Here is a 19968-nt window from a genome sequence, read left to right as displayed (position 1 = left end):
ATCACTCCCTCACCCTATTTTTCCGTTAGGGCCACTACCCCGGGAAGGGCCTTGCCTTCCAGGAATTCCAGGGAGGCGCCGCCGCCGGTGGAAATGTGTCCTATTTTTGCCGCCACGCCTACCTTTTCTACCGCAGCCACCGAGTCCCCGCCGCCGACGATGGTCATGCCGTCCACGGCCGCCACTGCCCGGGCCACAGCCTCGGTACCGTGAGCAAAGGGCTCCATTTCAAAGACGCCCATGGGCCCGTTCCAGACGACGGTGCGGGCACCGGTCAAAGCAGCGGCGTATTCCCGCGCCGTTTCGGGGCCGATGTCCAGGGCCATCCAGCCGTCGGGGACAGCGCTGGCAGCCACTACCTGGTGAGGAGCATCGGCCTTGAAATCCTGGGCCACCACCAGATCCCGGGGCAGCAGCATCTTCACCCCCTGCTGCTCTGCCGTGGCCATAAGCTCTTGCGCCAGGGGGACCTGATCTTCTTCCACCAGGGACTTGCCCATGGCATAACCTTTCGCCCGCAGGAAGGTATTGGCCATGCCGCCGCCGATAATCAGGGTATCCACTTTGGTAAGGAGGTTACGGATAACGCTGATCTTGTCGGATACCTTGGCCCCGCCGATAATGGCCACAAAGGGCCGTTCCGGGTCGGCCAGAGCCTTGCCCAGCGTTTCGATTTCCTTCTGCAGCAGGAACCCGGCCGCCGCCGGCAGGTAGTGGGCCACGCCTTCGGTGGAAGCATGGGCGCGGTGGGCGGCGCCGAAGGCGTCGTTGACGTAAAGGTCGGCCAGGGAGGCCAGCTTCCTGGCAAATTCAGGGTCGTTTTTCTCTTCTTCCGGGTAAAAGCGCAGGTTTTCCAGCAGGAGAACCTCGCCGGGTTTTAGAGCCGCTACCGCGGCCTCAACTTCAGGGCCAATACAATCGTTGACTTTATGTACCGGTCGGCCGAGGAGGCCTTCCAGTTCTCTAGCCACCGGGTCCAGGCGCAGCTCTTCCTTGACTTTGCCCTTGGGGCGCCCCAGGTGGGACATAAGGATTACCCGGGCGCCGTGGTCAATAAGGTACTGGATGGTCGGCAGGGCCGCCCGGATGCGGGTATTATCCGTTACCCGGCCTGCCTCCAGGGGAACGTTGAAGTCGACCCGTACCAGGACGCGTTTATTATGAAGCTCCAGGTCTTTGAGGGTTAACTTGGCCACCAGTCAAACCTCCTCCGGAAATAACTTTGTTCCAGGCTGGCATTGACGCGAGGGGATTGTGCCCTCCTACTTCTTTCATTATGCTACCCTAATTGCCCCGGCATGCGAAACGGCCGCCTTGCGGCGACCGTCCCTTTACAGCCCTTTAGCAGCCATAAAGGCCGCCAGGTCGACGACCCGTTTGGAGTAGGCCCATTCATTGTCGTACCAGGCCACCACCTTGGCCAGGGTGCCATCGATAACCATGGTGGACAGGGCATCGACAATGGAGGAACGCGGATCGCCGTTGAAGTCGCGGGAAACCAGGGGTTCTTCGCAGTAACCCAGGATGCCCTGCAGGGGACCCTCGGCGGCAGCCTTCAGGGCGGCATTGATGCTCTCTACCGTAGCCGGTTTTTCCAGGTCCACTACCAGGTCCACGACGGAAACGTTGGGGGTCGGCACCCGCATGGCCAGGCCGTTCAGCTTACCTTTCAATTCCGGCAAGACCAGGCCGATGGCCTTGGCAGCGCCGGTGGTGGTAGGAATGATGGAAAGGGCGCCGGCCCGGGCCCGCCGCAGGTCTTTATGGGTCAGGTCGAGGATGCGCTGGTCGTTGGTATAGGAGTGGGCGGTAGTCATCAGGCCCCGCAGGATGGTGAAATTTTCATGGAGAACCTTGGCCACAGGAGCCAGGCAGTTGGTGGTGCAGGAGGCATTGGAAACAATGTGGTGCCGGGCAGGATCGTACTTGTCATTGTTGACGCCCATGACGATGGTGATATCTTCGTTTTTGGCCGGGGCGGTGATAATGACCTTTTTGGCTCCTGCCTGGCGGTGAGCCGCCGCTTTGGTAGCATCGGTGAAGACACCGGTAGATTCAATGACAATGTCTACACCCAGTTCCTTCCAGGGGAGTTTGGCCGGATCCCGTTCGGCTGTGACCTTAATGGAGCGGCCGTTGACAACAATGCTGTCTTCCCGGGCCTCAACGGAGGCATTGAGGCGACCATGGACTGAATCATACTTCAACAGGTGGGCATTGGTCTGGACGTCGGTGATGTCATTGATGGCTACAACTTCCAGTTCGGGTTTCTCCAGGGAAGCCCGAAACACCAGGCGGCCGATACGCCCGAAGCCGTTAATACCTACCTTTACTGCCATTATGTATTATTCCTCCTTCTAGTATTTATGGCAAGAATGGCTCCTCAGGAGCAATCAATCCTTGTCCAGCTAAACCAACGTTATTATACCATAGGTAAGGAGAATTTATGATTATAACACGGCTTGTAACTTTAGTCACTATTCAACACAAATCGCTAAAATCCTCCTCTGAAAATAGAGACAATTAATGTTTCAGGGGACACCTGCCCCCTGAAAGTTAATAACGTTTTCTTTTGGCTGCTGGGGGGATACCCTGCTCGTCGCGGTACTTGGCTACCGTCCGCCGGGAAATTTTGATCCCCTGCTGCAGGAGCAGTTCCTGCAGTTGCAAGTCCGTAAGGGGGTTGGTGGCATCCTCCTTGCTGATAGCTTCAGCGATTATTTTTTTGATACTTTCGGCGGCGGCAGCGCCGCCTTTTTTTGCTACACCACTGGCAAAGAAAAATTTTAATTCAAAGACTCCCCATGGCGTCTGGACATACTTATTGGCCGTCGCCCGGCTGACGGTCGATTCATGGATGCCTAAGGAGGCGGCTACCTGGCGCATGGTCAGAGGTTTCAGGTATTTTAAACCTTTATCCAGGAATTCCCGCTGCTCCTGTACCAGGCAGTTGACCACCCGGTAAAGGGTCAGCCGGCGCTGTTCCAGGCTGCGAATAAGCCAGGCCGCGGCATTGAGCTTGCTTTCTATAAAACGCCGGGTTGCCTGGTCGCAGCTTCCATCATGACGCATTAAGGCCTGGTAAAAAGGGTTGATGCCCAGCCGCGGCATGGCCAGGTCATTGACCAGGACCACGTAATCCCCGCCGACCCGCTCAATGATTACATCGGGTACAATATAGCGGTTCTCCTGGCCGCCGCCAAAGGAGCGGCCGGGCTTGGGGTCCAGGGTACGGATATAATCTACCACCGCCTGGACTTCCGGGAGACTCAAGTTCAGGCGCCGGGCAATCCGCTTCAGCCGTCCTCCGGCGACATCGGTTAAAAAATACCGGATAATTTTTTCTGCTGCCGGCGGAGCGTCTTTCCGCTGGCGCAGCTGGAGCAGGAGACACTCCGTAAGATTCCTGGCTCCTACCCCCGGTGGGTCAAAACGCTGGATTAACTGCAGTACCCGCCAGACGGCCGCAGGGGAAACCTTTAAACAGGCCGCTGCTTCCTTGAGGCTAATCTTCAGATAACCGTTAGCGTCCAAATTGCCGATCAGAAAGGTGCCAATCTCCAGCTCGCTGGTTGAGGTGGCCGCTATTTTTAACTGGAGCAGAAGATGATCCTGCAGGGTAGGCTGGCCGGTCAGGAGGTTCTGGTAATTCCATTCCGGACGTTCCTCCCGGGGAACGCTGACATAACCCAGGTCGCTGCCGTCCTGGAAATATTCCTGCCAGTCAATCTCAAAGGATTCCGGGTCATCTATCAATTCATCGGTTGCAGCAACTTCTTCTTCATCCCTTAATTCCAGTAACGGGTTTTCCTGTAGTTCCTGCTGGACGTATTCAGCCAGCTCCAGGGTGGAGAGCTGCAGGACAACAATGGCCTGGCGCAGTTCCGGTGTCATGATTAGCTTTTGCGTCTGTTCCAGGTTAAGTCCCAGGCGTTCGCGCACCGCTCTCCTCCTCCCGGCAAATATTTTTAATTTATACTATTCGTCCTTTACGGCTATTTTTCCTGCCCCCGAGTCTAATTTAATGCCCGGGCCAGGTAAAAGCTTAAAGCCAGGCTGAGGGTAATGGCCGTTACCAGGGCCAGGCTTTCCTGGCCGGGGCTGAAAAGGTACGGGTGCATCCCCAGGCCATAATCAACGAAATCATTTATCCCCAGCCACAGAACCACCAGGGCCAGCTGCCGGGAAGATACCGACCAGTGCCGCAGGAAGAGGAAGCCTTCAACCATCATACCCAGGTGGGAGAGCCACAGGCCGGCCTCTACCACCGTCACCGGTGCCCCCGACAGCCAGTAGTCACTGATTATTACTACCGCCCACAGCCCGTATTTAATCACTGCCGCAGCTGCCACCACCCGCAGCAAGCCGCTTTCCCGGCGATAGCAAGCCATGATAAGGGCCAGACCGAAAAGGGTTGTCGCCAGGGGACTGTCGGGGGTAAAGGGCCACCATATTAAAGGAGTGCTGGCCAGCTGCTCCCGGTACCAGTAGTAACCATAAATGGACCCCAGGAGATTGATAACCGCCAGGGTGACCAGAAACCAGTTCTGGTAGGGCGCTTCCCAGAGTAGTTGTTTTAACCAGTTATTTCCCATTGTCTTCCTCCCCACCGGTCATCTCCTTCCAGGGAGCAGTTTCTACCCTGAAAATAACTTCGCTCCAGGCTGGCATTGTTTTTGCTCGCTCCAAACAAATGCCAGCCCGTTATTTTCATTCTTCTGATGGTACCGCGTTAGCGGCATGAGGATCTTGTTCCAGAGAAAGAGGCGGCCCCGGGCGAGATGCCCGGGTATCACCATCCAACCTGCCTATCACCCGCGCCGGGACGCCGCCGACCATGGTCCCTGCCGGGACATCCCGGGTAACTACCGCTCCGGCACCGACAATAGCTCCGTCGCCAATGCGCACCCCCGGTAAGATGGTGGCATTGGCGCCAATAAGAACCCAGGCACCAATTTCGACTGCCCCCAGGCGGTAGGCGCGGGGTAAAAATTCATGGGTCAGAATAGTAACATTATAGCCAATAATACTCTCGGGGCCGATATGGATGAGATCCGGCCTTAAGATATCGGGCATGGCCATCAAACCTATGGCAGCCGTCGGCGCTACATCCATCCCCACCAGGTGGCGTAAAAGCCAGTTTTTCAGGCGTAAAAAGGGTAAAAAACGGCTGAGTTCAATCCAAAAAAAATTCCAGGCCACGCGCCATAAAGGGGCAACCAGACGCCAGGAGGCCATGGCATTGTGCCCGCTAACAGGGCAGGTGGTCGTTCGCCGCATCTGTCCCCCCCCTCCGGGCCCGCACCTGCCTGGTCAAGTATTCCAGGCGGCGCAGACGGTGGTTGACCCCTGACTTCCCTACCGGCGGCACCAGCATTTCCCCCAGCTCCTTTAAACTTGCCTCCGGGTGCTGGAGACGCAAAGCAGCTATCTCCTGCAGGCCGGCAGGTAATCCCTCCCAACCCAGAGTCGCCACCAGGTAGCGAATATTTTCCGCCTGGCGTAAGCCTGTCTCTACGGTCTTGCTCAAGTTGGCCGTCTCGCAGTTTACCAGGCGATTGACCCGGTTGCGCATCTCTTTAAAGATGAGGACGTTCTCATAAGCCAGGACGGCACTATGAGCCCCCATCAGGCTTAAAGCCCGGACAATTTGCTGGCTGTCTTTGAGGTAAAGGACCAGCCCGCGCTGGCGGCGGCTGAGACGGGGCTGGAGCTCCAGCTGCTGCATAATGTCCTGGAGGCGGGCGGCTTCCTCGTCCCCTTCGAGGAGAAATTCCAGGTGATGGGTTGCCGACGGTTTATTGACGGAGCCGGCTACCAGGAAGGTACCGCGGAGGTAAGCAGCCCGGCAACACTGGTGCGCCGGCACTTCGTTCCTGGCGGCCAGCCAGGCCTTTAACGCTTCCCTGCCGGCCGGAGTTATCACCTTAAAAACCGGCCGGCCTTTACCACTCCGGCGCTCGGTATTTACCTGGACCGGCAGGCCCAGCACCGCCCTGGCCAGGGAGTAAACCCTCCTGGCAATGGCCGCATGGGTGGTTGCCAGCAGGATTCCTTCCTCTCCTGGTAAAGGGGCCGGTTTACCCAGGCGTAAAATGGCGACCAATTCGGCCTCGGCACAGCAGGACCGCCGTTTTTTCACCCGGGCCAGTTCTTCTTTAGTTTCATAGGAGAAAGATATGGCCATAAACCCCACTCCGTAATTGCGAGGTTAGCAATGAGAACCGGGAAGGGAAAAGGTGGCGGTGAGCGTAAGGCACTGCTTAAACGCCCAGGTTACGAAACTTCTCCCGGATCAGATAACCAAAACGTTGCCGGCGCCGGGAATGGTGACGGTAAAACTCTTCCATAATCAGGGCGGCCAGGCGTTCAGGGTGGTGCCGGACCAAATGGGTCTCGTCCACCAGCCAGCCCGTACGCAGCTCAACGCCCATCCTGGCCACCGCCTGTCCATTGATCGGGACCGGGCGCGCCCCCTTTTCACCGTAACGCCGCAGGGCACCGCGGGAAATAGGGCCGCGATGGGCAATAACTACATCCACCAGCCCCGGGCCGCAGTGATCAATAATAGCCTGCAGGTGATCGGCAACTGTATAACCGTCAGTTTCTCCCGGCTGGGTCATGATATTGCAAACATAAAACACCGGTGCCCGGGCCTGGCGCAGGGCCTCCGTCAAACCGCGCACCAGTAAATTGGGCAGGACGCTGGTATAGAGGCTCCCGGGGCCGATAATAATAGCATCGGCCCTGGCTATGGCTTCCAGGGCGGCGGCCGGCGGCCGGCAGGTGGCCGGCTGTAAAAACACCCTTTTAATCTGCTTGCCGGCCCGGGGGATATTGCTTTCCCCCAGAATGATGGTACCGTCGGCCATTTCCGCCCCCAGGACGACATGGCTGGTAGTGGAGGGAATAACCCGGCCGCCAACGGCCAGCACCCGGGCCAGTTCCTGGATGGCCCGGTCAAAATCGCCGGCCATATCCGTCATGGCCGCCAGCAGGAGATTACCCAGGCTGTGACCGGCCAGGCCCTCGCCCTGATGAAAGCGGTAACTGAACAGTTCTTCCATGAGGCTTTCGGTATCGGCCAGGGCCACCAGGCAGTTGCGAATATCCCCCGGCGGCGGGATTTTTAACTCCTGGCGCAGGCGGCCGGAACTGCCGCCGTCGTCGGCCACCGTTACAATGGCCGTAAGATTCCGGGTGTATTTTTTCAGCCCCCGCAGGAGGACGGCCAGACCCGTTCCCCCGCCGATAGCTACTATATGCGGCCCCCTGGCCAGGTACTGGCGCCGGTAAAAAAGCTGCCAGGGATTACCGGTATTGCCGGGCAACAGGACCTTAAAAACCGAGCCGGCCAGGCGCTGGACCCCCAGAACCATAAGGGCCACGCCCAGGCCGGCGACCACCACCCCACCCAGTAAAGGTGAACCCAGGGCTCCCAGGGTATGGAGGATAAACCAGGTAACGCCCCTTTCCGCCGAGGCTAATAAAGTAACCCCCAGGATAACTGTCAACCCCGAAACCAGCAAAAACATGCCCACGGCAGCCAGCAGCAGCCAGCGTTTAATCTTTAAACCGGGGTAAAGCCACTTCAAACCCTCCACCCGCCTGCCTACCTCCTGCCGCCGCTGCTCAGATAACGTACTACGTCGCGGTGCTTGACTACTACGTCGTAATTATCGCCCCGGAGTATTTCTCCCAGTCTGTTGGCCAGGGTCACCGAGCGGTGCTGGCCCCCGGTACAGCCAATGGCAATGACCAGGTGGGACTTGCCTTCCTGCTGGTAATGGGGGATCAGGAAGCGCAGAAGGGCGGCAAATTGTTCGATAAACTGCCGGGCTTCCGGAGTGGACATGACATACTCGGCCACGCAGCGGTCATGACCGGTAAAGGGGCGTAAGGCGGGGTTATAAAAAGGATTGGGCAAAAAGCGCACATCCATAACCAGATCGGCATCGAGGGGGATGCCGTATTTATAGCCGAAGGAAACAATGTTAATCAGCAGCTGCCGCCGGCTGTCGCCGAAAAATTCGCTTACCTGCTCTTTAAGCTGGCGCGGCGTGAGTTCGGAAGTATCAATGATCTTGCTGGCCCGGCCCCGCAGCTCTTCCAGACGCCGCCGTTCGGCAATAATGCCTTCTAAAATCTGGCCGCCGCTGGAGAGAGGGTGACGGCGCCGGGTTTCTTTATAGCGCCGCACCAGGATTTCATCGGCTGCCTCCAGAAAAAGGATCTCGTAGGGGATACCCCGGCCGTCCAGGTAGGCCAGGGCTTCCTCCAGGCCGTCAAAAAACTGGCCGCCGCGGATGTCCATAACCAGGGCTACCTTCTTTATCCCTTCCCCTTCTTTGGCAGGTTGCCCCAGGAGATCAACCAGCCCTGGTATCAGGGAGGGGGGCAGGTTGTCAACGCAGAAAAAGCCCAGGTCTTCCAGGCAACGCACGGCCTGAGTCTTGCCGGCGCCGGAAAGGCCGGTCACAATGACGAGACGAGGATAGTTGCTTGCCGTCACTAATCTCCCCTCCCTTAAAAGCATCAATGACGCAAGTTCATTACTTGCTCCGGCGGTACCCCGGCGGCGCGCAGGAGCTGCCACCCCTCTTCCAGGCGGCCCACAGTGGCGGGCTGGTGGGCGTCGCTGTTGACGACAAATTTCACCCCATAACGGGCGGCCCGGGCCAGCTCTTGCGGCCGCTGGTAGAGGTGGCCGGTATTTACCTCCCACAGGGTCCCCGTGCGGGCACAGGCCATGGCCAGGGGCTCGATATCCACCGGCATTCCCAAGCCCGGGTGGGTAAGGCAAAAGACGGGGTGCTTTTCCAGGGCCGCCATCAAAGCTCGCGTGTTGGCCTCCACGGCCCTTTCCCGCCAGCGGCGGCTGCGTCCCTGGAGCTGGTTGGCCAGCACCAGGTCACGGGCCGCCGGCCAGTCCCGGGGGAGGACATAGGGATGGAGCCCCACCAGCAAGAGATCCAGCTGCCGGTAAACGGCGGCCGGGATATCGATTTCCCCGTTTAAACCGACAATATTGGCCTCGGCCCCCACCAGCACCCGGATGCCCGGGGAATCCCAGGCTGCCACTTTCCTTTTCAGGTATAGGAATACGCCGGCGGCATTGACGCCCACGCCGATATTGCGGGGACCGTGGTCGGTCAGGGCGACTTCTTCCAGCCCGGCCCGGCGGGCCGCCGCCACCATAGCCCTGGCGCTGGCCCGGCCGTCGCTGCGCCGGGTATGCACATGGTAATCAGCCCGGAATGACTGGAGCAAAGGTCAACCTCCCAGGATAAATTTCTCCAGAGCCCTGGCCACACCGCCGTCATTGTTGCTGCCGGTGACATAATCGGCGGCCGCCCGGACTTCCGCCGGGGCGTTGGCCATGGCCACCGCCAGGCCGGCATAGCGGAACATCTGGAGATCGTTGTAGCTGTCACCAAAAACCATGATCTCTTCCGGCCGGATACCTTCCCGGTCCGCCAGGGCCTGGAGCCCCCGTGCCTTATTGACCTCGGGGTTGAGCATTTCCAGGTAATGGGGCAGTGACCGGGTGAGGTAGACCCCCTCCCCCACCTCCCGGCGGATGGCTGCTTCCAGGGGATCCAGTTCCGGGCCGTCGCGGAGGGCGACGATCTTCAAGGGCCGTCTTTTCTCCTCCTGGAGAAAGGTTAGCATGTCCTCCACCCGGTGTAAATCCACCCCGGCCCGCCAGGCATATTCTTCGTTCTCGGCCTGAACCTTTTCTACATAGAGCCGGTCATCCAGGTAAACGTTATAGGCATAACCAAACTGGCGAATGTGCGTGATTAAACACCTGGCCAGGTCCAAAGGAATGGTGCGCTCAAAAAGGATTGCCCCCGTCCCTGAGTGGCGCACCTGGGCGCCATGGTAAACAATAAGCGGTAAATCCAGCCCCAGCTCCACGGCGTAGGGCCTGGCCGAGCTGAACATGCGCCCCGTAGCCAGGGTTACAGTTATGCCCTTTTCCCGGACTCTCTTTATGGCTTCTTTAGCCCGTGGCTCAATAACCAAATCGTCGGTTAACAGCGTCCCGTCCAGGTCAAGGGCTACCAGCCGGATGCTCCCCATTATTTTTCCTCCCCAGGCCTTCCAGGATGCGGGCCGCTACTGCCCGGTTCATCCCCTCTACGGCCAGCAGTTCTTCTAAAGTTGCCTGGCTTATCCTGGCAACAGACCCGAAATGGCGCAGCAGAGCTTTTTTGCGTTTGGGACCTACGCCGGGAATGTCATCCAGCACCGAGCGGTAAGCGCCTTTTTCCCGTTTCTGGCGGTGGTAGGTAATGGCAAAGCGGTGCACCTCATCCCGCAGGTGCTGCAAGAGCTGCAGGGCGCGGCTATCCCGGGGCAGGCGTACCGGTTCGGGGCTGCCCTCCCGGAACAGCAGTTCCTCCTCCTTGGCCAGGGCAAAGGTGGGAATGGCCGCCACACCCATGGCCGCCATCACCTCCCGGGCGGCGTGAAGCTGGCCCAGGCCACCATCAATCAGGACGAAATCCGGCAACTCGGCAAAACGCGGGTCCTGCCCGGCGGCGCGGCGGAAACGCCGGCTTAAAACCTCCTGGAGGGAGGCAAAATCATTGGGGCCTTTGACCGTCTTGATCTGGAAGCGGCGGTAGGCCGACGTCAACGGCCGGCCGTCCACAAAGACAGCCATGGCCCCCACCGCGCTGCTCCCCTGGAAGTTGGAAATATCATAGGCTTCCATGCGCCGCGGCAACCGCGGCAGGCCAAGGGCCTGTTGCAGTTCCATCAGGGCCGCCCTGCCACCCTCCTCCTGGCGCTGGCGGACCAGAAGGTGCTCCTGGAGGAGGCTGACGGCATTTTCATGGACCAGCTGCAGCAGCTTTAACTTGCTGCCCCTTTTGGGTACCTTCAACTCGACCCGGCCGCCGCGCAGCCGGCCCAGCCAGCTGGCGATGGTGGCGGCGTCATCCGGTTCGTCATGGAGGAGGATTTGCGGTGGAATTTCCACCCCCCGGCTGTAATATTCTTTCAGCAGGGCTGCCATAATTTCGCCCCGGGATAAGCCCTCTGTCCCCGTCAGGAAAAAATGGTCGCGGCCGATAACCTTACCCCCCCGGCTGAAGAAGATGAGGCCCAGGGCCGCTTCCCCTTCCCTGGCGAAAGCTACGGCATCGGCATCATCGCCGCCGGCGTCAGTAATTTTCTGGCGGGCACAGACCTCCTGCACCGCCCGCAGCTGGTCCCTCAACCTGGCTGCCTTTTCAAATTCCAGCCGTTCGGCGGCGGCTTCCATCTTTTCCTTTAATTCCTTTACCAGGGTGGTATGCTTCCCTTCCAGGAACAGGATAATATTGTCTACCGCTTCCCGGTAGGCCTCCGGGCTGACCTTACCGCTGCAGGGAGCCAGGCAGCGGTTAATATGGGCGTTGAGGCAGGGCCGGCTGCGGTGTTGCAGGGGCGTCTCCCGGCAGGTGCGTACCGGGAAAAGGCCGCGCAGGAGTTTTAAAGTTTCCCGCAAAGCCCCCACGTTGGTGTAAGGGCCGAAGTAGCGGGAACCGTCCCGGGCCAGGGAGCGCGTGATCTGCAGCCGGGGAAACTGTTCCTGGGTGGTAATTTTGATATAAGGGTAGCTTTTGTCGTCCTTTAAACTGACGTTGTACCGCGGCCGGTGTTCTTTAATCAGGTTGCACTCTAGAATCAAGGCCTCGACTTCGTTATCCGTCAGGATATACTCAAAGTCGGCAATATGGCTGACTAAGACCTGCGTCCGCGGCGGGTGCTGGCCGCGGAAATAGGAGCGCACCCGGTTTTTCAGGGAAGCGGCCTTGCCGACATAAATGATCTCGCCTTTGGCGTCGCGCATGAGGTAGACGCCGGGGTGATCCGGCAAGCGCGCCAGTTTCTCCTCCAGGTCCATGGTATCCCTTCCTCATCTACTCTTGCCCTACTACCCGGGGCAGGTCCTGATGCCCGCCCGGAGGCCGGTGCTCCGGGCTTCCTTCCAGGTCCCGGCCCGCCTGCCTCTCTTTATCCCGCTCCAGGATGGGGGCCAGGAACTGGCCGGTATAGGATTCCGCCACCCGGCAGACCTCTTCCGGCGTGCCGGCGGCCACCACCCGGCCGCCGCCCTCGCCGCCCTCGGGGCCCAGGTCGATGATATAGTCCACCGACTTGATGACATCCAGGTTGTGCTCGATAACCACCACCGTATTGCCGGCATCCACCAGGCGCTGCAGGACGTTCAACAGTCGCTCGATGTCGGCCATGTGCAAACCAGTGGTAGGCTCGTCCAGGATGTACATGGTCCGGCCGGTGCTGCGCCGGGCCAGTTCCGCCGCCAGCTTCACCCGCTGGGCTTCCCCGCCGGAAAGGGTGGTGGCCGGCTGGCCCAGGGTTATATAGCCTAGGCCCACGTCCTGGAGGGTGGCGAGGCGCCGGTGCAGGCGGGGAATGGCGGCAAAGAATTCCGCCGCCTCGTCCACGGTCATGGCCAGAACGTCGGCTATGGATTTGCCCTTGTATTTTATGGCCAGGGTCTCCCGGTTATAACGCTTCCCCTGGCAGACTTCACAGGGTACATAAACGTCGGGCAGAAAATGCATCTCAATCTTAATAATACCATCGCCGCCGCAGGCCTCGCAGCGGCCGCCCTTGACATTAAAGCTAAAGCGCCCCGGTTTGTAGCCCCGGGCGCGGGCTTCCGGGGTGGCCGCGAAAAGGGCGCGGATGTCGTCAAAGATACCGGTATAGGTGGCGGGGTTGGACCGCGGCGTCCGGCCGATGGGCGACTGGTCCACCTCGATGACCTTGTCCAGGTGCTCGGTGCCGGTAATGGCCGCAAAGGCCCCGGGATTGGTCCGGGCACCGTTCAGGCGCTGGGCCAGAGCGCGGTAGAGGATCTCATTGACCAGCGTGCTCTTACCGGAGCCGGAAACACCCGTTACGCCGATAAACAGGCCCAGGGGAAAGCTGACGTCGATATTTTTCAGGTTATGCTCGCGCGCGCCTTTAACGGTCAACCATTTGTCGCCCGGCCGGCGCCGCTTTGCCGGCACCGGGATACGCCGTCGGCCGCTCAAATACTGGCCGGTGAGGGAGCGGGGATTGGCCATTACCTCTGCCGGGGTACCGGCCGCCACCACCCGGCCGCCCTGCTCGCCGGCCCCGGGACCGATGTCGATGATATAGTCGGCGGCCCGCATGGTATCCTCGTCATGCTCGACGACGATGACCGTGTTGCCTAGATCCCGCAAGCGCTTCAAGGTGGCAATCAGGCGGGCGTTGTCCCGCTGGTGCAGGCCGATGCTGGGCTCGTCCAGGATGTACAGGACCCCCATGAGCTGCGACCCGATCTGGGTGGCCAGGCGGATGCGCTGGGCTTCACCTCCGGAAAGGGTGGCCGCCGCCCGGTCCAGGGTCAGGTAGTCCAGACCAACATCCAGCAAGAACTGCAGCCGCGCCAGGATTTCTTTTAAAATCTGGCGGGCGATTATCTCCTCGCGTTCGCTTAAATTCAACCTGCGTAAAAACCCGGCCGCCGCCCGGACATTCAGGGCCGCGACCTCGCAGATGTTAAGCCCCCCCACCCGGACGGCCAGGGCTTCCGGTTTCAGCCGCGCCCCTTTGCAGGCCGGGCAGGGCTGCTGGCTCATATAGTTTTCAATCTCCGCCCGCGACCACTCCGACTGGGTTTCCTGGTAGCGCCGCTCGAGATTGGGGATGACCCCCTCAAAGGGAGCTTCGTAAGTGCGCCGGTCGCCAAAACGGTTGGTGTAGCGAAATTTAATCCGCTCCTGCCCGGAGCCGTAAAGGATGACCTGCAGGTGCTCCGGCTTGAGCTCCCGCACGGGCACATCCAGGCTGAAACCGTAGTGTTCGGCCAGGCACTCCAGTATCTGCTGGTAGCCGTTATTGCTGCGGCTCCAGGGCGCAATGGCCCCTTCCCTTAAAGTCAGATTGCGATCGGGAATGACCAGGTCGGGATCGACCTTCATGGTTACACCCAAACCGGTACACGCCGGGCAGGCGCCGTAAGGATTATTAAAAGAAAAGAGACGCGGCGTGATTTCCGGCAGGCTGACGCCGCACTCGACGCAGGCAAATTTCTCGCTTAAAAGCAGCTCTTCCTGGCCGACGATATCGATAAGGACAATACCATCGGCAAGCTTCAAGGCCGTTTCCAGGGATTCGGCCAGGCGCGGGGCCACCCCCGGACGCACCTGGAGGCGGTCCACGATTACTTCTATGGTATGTTTTTTATTCTTAGCCAGGTTAATCGTCTCGCTCGTTTCCCGGATCTCGCCATCCACGCGGACGCGCACGTAGCCCTGCTTGCGAATCTCCTCCAGGACGTTGCGGTACTCCCCTTTGCGGCCCCGGACAATGGGGGCCATCACCTGGAAACGGGTCCCTTCCGGGTAAGCCAGGAGACGGTCCACCATCTGGGAAACCGTCTGGGGCGTAATGGGCCGGCCGCACCGGGGGCAATGGGCGCGGCCGATGTGGGCAAAGAGCAGCCGCAGGTAGTCGTAGATCTCCGTCACCGTACCTACCGTGGAACGGGGGTTATGGCTGGCCGTCTTCTGGTCGATGGAAATGGCCGGGGAGAGTCCCTCGATTACGTCGACGTCAGGTTTGTCCATCTGGCCTAAGAACTGCCGGGCATAGGAAGAGAGGGACTCGACATAACGGCGCTGCCCCTCGGCATAGATGGTATCAAAGGCCAGGGAAGACTTCCCCGATCCCGACAGGCCGGTAATGACGACAAGTTTATCCCGGGGGATAGTGACGTTGATATTCTTCAGATTGTGGGCCCGCGCCCCCTGGATTACAATTTTATCGGTGGCCATAATACACCCCCTCGGGAAATTATTAAAGCGCATCGCCAGCGTACAACCTTGCCGGAGTAATATCCTGCTTCTCGCATGTATTATACCATAAACGCCAGTAAGGACATACCTTGGGGGAATAATTAGGATGCTGCTATTGAGTGGACGGCACCGGCCGGACACATAAAATCAAGACCGGCTATTTACCCGGCCGGTCTTGGAATCAATTTACTTACCGCCTCAGCCTTTTCAACCTGTCACTGGCTCAGAAAATTCCCTGCCAGTCCCAGTTTGTCAGCCGCAATTGCCGTTCCAGGGGCAAGCTTAATTACCTCGTCGCCTTCGCCATGCAAAAGGCGAGCCAGCCATTCCAGGCTACCTTTAATTTCATCCGGGATAAGATTAAAAGTTGTGGCAAATAACCTGACAAACTGGCGATCTTCCTCGCCAGACTGCAGCCCGGTATCAATATAAGTCACCCGCTTATAGGCCTTGAGTATCTCGCCTATAACCCAGCGGGCCGTTTCCTCTCCGTAAAGGGATAGGCAGCGCTGGTATTCAGTATAAGCGTTCTCACTGAAGGCGACCCAGCCGGGGCTGAAGTAGTAGGTGTAGCCTTTCAAAGTATCTTCCTGGCGGGCCTGGCAGGAACCCAGGAGGAGGTCGATGCAGTCATTGGCTCCAGGAAATACCAGGTCGCAGTACCTGGTTTTTAGCCCGGCGATGCCATTGCCGCAAAGCCCGTAGCCCAGGATAATCCTGCCGCGGTAACCCCCGGCTTCTAATTGATCAATATTTTCCTGGATGGTAGCCCGCAGCCGATCCGGGGTCCGGTGCAGGCCCTGCTTTAAAAATATGGCTTCGACCGGCTGCACGCCCAGGCTTTCCAGTTCATAGCGCAAAACTTCGCAGGCAATTATGCGTCGCTTCAAATAAATGTTCCCTCCCCCTATGGTAGTCTTATAAACATGTTACTATAAAAAAGCGACCCCGGAAACCCTTGAACAACCGGAGAAAACGATTAAACTTCAGCGGGGGGCATTGCCCCCCGCTTTGAGCTCACACTTATACTAATCTAACTCAATAGGATACTTGCCATATTTCTTAATAGCATCGCGCATAGCCAGGGCGTTTTCCAGCTTGGCGTAGCTGGGCAGGCTGTTGGCGCTGCTGCAGATATATCCGCCGCCCGGCGCCGCTACCCGGATGCGTTCCTTAACCTGGTAATTCCGTTGAAAGTGCTGGTTTTAAAGTCCCATATTTAAAACAGGCTAAGTTGTTTATATTTCCCTTCGTCATCATCCTGCTTCCCCCGTACCTTTCCTCTCCAAACCTTTTTCTCCAGGCACTCCGCAGGTATTTCCAGCAGGAAAGGAGAGGTGCGGGAAGGTACCTTTCTGCCACCAATAGTCCTGTTGCGGGATGATACCAGAATCAATATATCCCGCGCCCTTGTCAGGCCGACGTAGAACAGGCGGCGTTCCTCGGCCAAACTTTCCCCGCTTCCCTGGGCAGGGCTCATCACCATAGAAGGGTCCACGTGAACGTCTTCTCCCTCCGGAGCGACGCCAGGGCGTTCTTTGAGGGGCAGCAGCCCATCTTCTACACCGGCAATAAAGACAACGGGAAATTCGAGCCCCTTGGCGGCATGGAGGGTCATCAGGCTAACTGCTTCGGGGGTGGTAACATTGCTGCCCCAGCGCTCATGGTCTGCTTCCCCGGCCAGGACGATACCGCGCAGGAAGGCATGGAGGTCGTCAAAACGCGCCGCCACCCGCAGCAGGCGGTTCATGCTGGCTGTTCCCCGGAGGTTGTGCTCCTCAATCCAGCGGGCCAGGAGGCGCTCAGGAGGTTCCGCAAGCATTATGGTTCTCCAGGTTTCCACGGCATTCTTGAAGGCCCGCAAGCCCTTCCCGGCTGCCGCCCCTGGCGACGCCTCGCCTGCCGTGAGCCTTTCTATGGCCTGCCAGGCCGGGCAATGCATCTGCCTGGCCGTCTCCCGGACCAGGGCAATACCTTTTTTATCCCGGCCGAAGGCGCCGCTGCTGAGGCAGCGATAGATATGGAAATCGTCTTCCGGGTTGACCAGGCACCAGCAAAAAGCCAGGGCCTCCCGTACCGGCCGGTCTTCCAGGAAGCTTTCGCGGCCTACCACCCGGTAGGGTATCCCCTCCTTCAGGAAACATTCTTCCAGGGTCTCTAACTGGCGCCCCGTCCGGGCCAGGACGGCTATATCGGCAAAACCGAGGGCTTCCCCTTCCCTGCCCGCCGGGACTTCCACGGGTGCCATGCCTCCCTGGCCGTGGGCCTGGAGCATGGTCGTGCCGCCAACCAGGCGGCCGATCTCCCTCACAATGGCGATGCCCGCAGCCATCTCGCCGGGGACTTCCAGGTACAGCACAGGCGGGCCATCTTTCCTGGCAGCAACCAGCCCCTGCGCTTCAGGCAAAGCGGTATCGCCGTGAACATTTTGCGTATAGAGCTCACTGGCTGCCTGCAGGGGTTCCCCGGTATGCTTATAGTTATGGGCGATTACGGCCGCAGCCGCCCGGAGGATGGTGGGCGTGGAGCGATAATTGCGGGTTAGCCGGAAAACCCTCGCTGCCGGGAAGTCCTCCTGGAGCTGCCGGAAAAAACGGTTGCTGGCCCCGCGAAAGCCGTAGATGGCCTGATCGGGGTCGCCGATGACAAAGAGATTGCCGCCGCCGCTCCAGAGCCTGATCAGCCGGTACTGGACCGGATTAACGTCCTGGAATTCGTCAACGAGGAGGTAGGTAAAACGGGCCAGCAGCCTTTTAATCTCCAGGGTGTCCTCCCCGGAAGCCATCCATCTCTCCAGCAAATCCACCGCCAGGAGCAGGAGATCATCGTAGTCGAGGACACCGTATTCGGCCAGCCGCTCCTGGTAGGCGTTGTAAACGGGCCGCAGGTCCTCCGGAACCCCGGTAGATGAGGGAAGCAGGCCACGGCTTTTGAGAAGGGAAATCTGCCGCTGCAGCCTGGCAGCCTGCCGGGAGCTGCCCCACCTCCTTTCCTGGAGGATTTCTGCCAGGATGCTCCTGGCGTCGGTTTCATCAAGGACGGTGAGCTGCTCCCGGCCGGCAAAGATCATTGCCCGGTCCTGCCCTGGCCAGCACCGCAGCAGATCCAGGCAGATGCTGTGAAAGGTACCGATGGTTAAACCCTCAATCCCGGCGGCCTCCCCCAGCAGTTCTACCACGCGCTGCCGGATTTCGGCGGCAGCTTTATTGGTAAAGGTGACGGCCGTAATCTGGGCGGGAGAAATGCCTCGCACACCTATTAAGTAGGCCAGGCGGTGGACCAGGGTGCTGGTCTTACCCGTACCCGGTCCGGCCAGGACAATAACCTGGCCTCCTGCCGCGGTGACTGCCAGCCGCTGTTCCTCATTGAGGCCGGCCAGGAGAACCCCGGGGCCTGTTACCGCCTTAACCGGAACAGGTTCCCCACCGGCAGAGTCTGCGGTCTGGCTTGGATCCTCCGCTATAGATGGCGTCACCCCTCCCAATGCCGGCACGGCTAACTCCTCCGGGGCTACCCGCCGCCTCACCTGCGCTGCCGCATCGCTGCCCTTTGCCGCTGCCTTCTCCTTTTTTACTTCCTTACCGGCTTTGGTCTTTTCCCCGGCTCTACCAGCCCGGCAGCCACTGTTAGCTGCTGCGGCAGCAATCTCCCCGGCTTCCTCAAACAGGGTAGCCTGCCCTGCCAAGTACTTCCTCTCCTCCGGCCGGATCAGGATGATTTTACCATACTCGCCATCAAAACCCGGCCGGGTTTCCACTTCACCGGCGCGCATGCGCCGGATGGCTTCAGCCACCGCAGCCCCACCCACCCGGGCAATGGCCTCCAGGGGGGCCTCCCGCAGCACTACCAGCTCCGGGCCCAGACAGCGGAGCAGGTCAAAGTAAAGGGCGGTGACTTTTTTAGATGCGGTACCCACACCCAGGGCCGACGCCAGCACCTCCGGCAGGGGAACCAGGCTCTCATATGGGCGGGCGCCCTCCGGGCGAACCCCTTCTTCCCGGTCGGCCAGTTCCTCCACCCGGTGCAGCACGCCGACGGTCACCTTGCGGCCGCAGGCGGGACACACTCCACCTGCCGCCCGCGTACGGGCTGGCGGCCAGCAGATATTGCAGGCGCGGTGGCCGTCATAGTGATATTTACCTTCCTCGGGAAAAAACTCCAGAGTACCCAGGAAACCGGCCCCTTCCCGTTCCTGCAGGGCTCGACGGATGGCCGGGTAGGAAAGCTCGGTGTTGAAGATGTTGGCCTCCCTGGCCAGGTGGCGAGGAGAATGGGCATCGGAATTGGAAACAAGGGTAAAGCGATCCAGAGCGGAAAGGCGCCAGTTCATGGGCGGGTCGGAAGAAAGGCCCGTTTCCACGGCGCAGATGTAACCGGCCAGGTCCTCAAAGCACTCTTCCATACTATCAAACCCCGAGTTGGCGCCAAAGAGGGAGAAATGGGGTGTCCAGATGTGGGCTGGGATAAAGACGGCTTGCGGGCAGGCCTCCAGGGTCATCTCCAGGAGCTTGCGGCTGTCCAGGCCGAGGATGGGCCGGCCGTCGGAATGGAGGTTGCCGATCCCCTCCAGGCGGCGGCTGAGGGCTTCCGCTGCCTCAAGATCGGGCAGGAGGATGAGGTGGTGGACTTTACGGGTGCGCCCGTCTTTTTTATAAATGGTGCTGATTTCTCCACTTATGATGAAACGCACAAGGGGCCGCCCGTCCAGGCCGGAGGGAACGTAACTGGATCCGCCGCGAAAAATGCCTCGAAGCGGGTCTCCACCCTTAAACCAAGCCTCCGGCATTCCGGCGGCGGTATCTTCCTCTACCGCCCGGCAGAATTCCTCCTTCAGGCGGTAAAGGCCATCCTCAGCCGGCTCCAGCCTGTCCCGCAGTTCCTCCCGCCAGGCCGGATGGGTAAAATCGCCGCTGCCCACCAGGGTCACGCCTTTATACACAGCGTAGCGGTAAAAGTTCTCCGGCGTGGCATCCCTGCTGGTGGCCCGGGAATAATGGGAGTGGACGTGGAAATCGGCGATAAATTGCAACACTAATCACCCATAATTATTTTAGCACCTTTCCCCGCTACCTGACAGCCAGAATTAAAAAATCTTTTTATCGGGTAAGTTGTTGTC

14 protein-coding genes are annotated in these 19968 nt (G+C 59.5%); all 14 read right to left on the bottom strand.

The features are described 5' to 3' along the window. Window positions 1-14: 14 nt before the first annotated feature. Window positions 15-1196, bottom strand: a complete 1182-nt coding sequence (locus MCACP_RS01370) for a phosphoglycerate kinase (RefSeq protein ID WP_406677614.1) — start codon at window positions 1194-1196, stop codon at window positions 15-17. Between the two features lie 135 nt (window positions 1197-1331). Beyond that, the gene (locus MCACP_RS01365; RefSeq protein ID WP_406677612.1) at window positions 1332-2339 is read right to left on the bottom strand and encodes an ArsJ-associated glyceraldehyde-3-phosphate dehydrogenase; all 1008 of its coding nucleotides are present in this window, start codon (window positions 2337-2339) and stop codon (window positions 1332-1334) included. Window positions 2340-2556: 217 nt separating this feature from the next. Beyond that, entirely contained in the window at window positions 2557-3942 is a 1386-nt protein-coding gene (gene rpoN, locus MCACP_RS01360; RefSeq protein ID WP_406677610.1) for an RNA polymerase factor sigma-54, read from the bottom strand. 74 nt (window positions 3943-4016) lie between these two features. Then, on the bottom strand, window positions 4017-4595 hold the full coding sequence (locus tag MCACP_RS01355) for a DUF1405 domain-containing protein (RefSeq protein WP_406677608.1): 579 nt from the start codon (window positions 4593-4595) through the stop codon (window positions 4017-4019). 115 nt (window positions 4596-4710) lie between these two features. Further along, window positions 4711-5280, bottom strand: a complete 570-nt coding sequence (locus tag MCACP_RS01350; protein WP_406677607.1) for an acyltransferase — start codon at window positions 5278-5280, stop codon at window positions 4711-4713. Then, a complete protein-coding gene (whiA, locus tag MCACP_RS01345) occupies window positions 5252-6187 on the bottom strand; it encodes a DNA-binding protein WhiA (RefSeq protein ID WP_406677606.1) in 936 nt (311 codons plus the stop codon). Before whiA ends, MCACP_RS01350 begins: the two co-directional genes overlap by 29 nt. Before the next feature lie 76 nt (window positions 6188-6263). Beyond that, window positions 6264-7604, bottom strand: coding sequence for a gluconeogenesis factor YvcK family protein (locus tag MCACP_RS01340; protein WP_406677605.1), 1341 nt, complete (start codon window positions 7602-7604; stop codon window positions 6264-6266). Window positions 7605-7612: 8 nt separating this feature from the next. After that, on the bottom strand, window positions 7613-8512 hold the full coding sequence (gene rapZ / locus MCACP_RS01335) for an RNase adapter RapZ (protein WP_406677604.1): 900 nt from the start codon (window positions 8510-8512) through the stop codon (window positions 7613-7615). Between the two features lie 23 nt (window positions 8513-8535). Continuing rightward, window positions 8536-9270, bottom strand: a complete 735-nt coding sequence (locus MCACP_RS01330) for a PHP domain-containing protein (protein ID WP_406677603.1) — start codon at window positions 9268-9270, stop codon at window positions 8536-8538. 3 nt (window positions 9271-9273) lie between these two features. Then, window positions 9274-10086, bottom strand: a complete 813-nt coding sequence (locus MCACP_RS01325) for a Cof-type HAD-IIB family hydrolase (RefSeq protein ID WP_406677602.1) — start codon at window positions 10084-10086, stop codon at window positions 9274-9276. Next, a complete protein-coding gene (gene uvrC / locus MCACP_RS01320; RefSeq protein WP_406677601.1) occupies window positions 10058-11899 on the bottom strand; it encodes an excinuclease ABC subunit UvrC in 1842 nt (613 codons plus the stop codon). The genes MCACP_RS01325 and uvrC overlap by 29 nt, the downstream gene beginning before the upstream one ends. A gap of 16 nt (window positions 11900-11915) precedes the next feature. Then, window positions 11916-14831, bottom strand: coding sequence for an excinuclease ABC subunit UvrA (gene uvrA / locus MCACP_RS01315; protein ID WP_406677600.1), 2916 nt, complete (start codon window positions 14829-14831; stop codon window positions 11916-11918). A 236-nt stretch (window positions 14832-15067) separates the two neighbouring features. Then, on the bottom strand, window positions 15068-15742 hold the full coding sequence (locus MCACP_RS01310) for a DUF1638 domain-containing protein (protein WP_406677599.1): 675 nt from the start codon (window positions 15740-15742) through the stop codon (window positions 15068-15070). 329 nt (window positions 15743-16071) lie between these two features. Continuing rightward, window positions 16072-19884, bottom strand: coding sequence for a UvrD-helicase domain-containing protein (locus tag MCACP_RS01305; RefSeq protein ID WP_406677598.1), 3813 nt, complete (start codon window positions 19882-19884; stop codon window positions 16072-16074). Window positions 19885-19968: the final 84 nt, after the last annotated feature.

The organism is Neomoorella carbonis (assembly GCF_045278715.1).
Taxonomy (GTDB): Bacteria; Bacillota; DSM-521; order Neomoorellales; family Neomoorellaceae; genus Neomoorella; species Neomoorella carbonis.
Note: the sequence above shows the minus strand (reverse complement) of the source record. Positions and strands in the feature narration are given on the sequence as shown.

Coding starts and splice junctions, on each gene's coding strand:
- MCACP_RS01365 (WP_406677612.1), bottom strand. CDS start 2,339: ATGGCAGTAAAGGTAGGTATTAACGGCTTCGGGCGTATCGGCCGCCTG.
- MCACP_RS01355 (WP_406677608.1), bottom strand. CDS start 4,595: ATGGGAAATAACTGGTTAAAACAACTACTCTGGGAAGCGCCCTACCAG.
- MCACP_RS01350 (WP_406677607.1), bottom strand. CDS start 5,280: ATGCGGCGAACGACCACCTGCCCTGTTAGCGGGCACAATGCCATGGCC.
- whiA (WP_406677606.1), bottom strand. CDS start 6,187: ATGGCCATATCTTTCTCCTATGAAACTAAAGAAGAACTGGCCCGGGTG.
- MCACP_RS01325 (WP_406677602.1), bottom strand. CDS start 10,086: ATGGGGAGCATCCGGCTGGTAGCCCTTGACCTGGACGGGACGCTGTTA.
- uvrC (WP_406677601.1), bottom strand. CDS start 11,899: ATGGACCTGGAGGAGAAACTGGCGCGCTTGCCGGATCACCCCGGCGTC.
- uvrA (WP_406677600.1), bottom strand. CDS start 14,831: ATGGCCACCGATAAAATTGTAATCCAGGGGGCGCGGGCCCACAATCTG.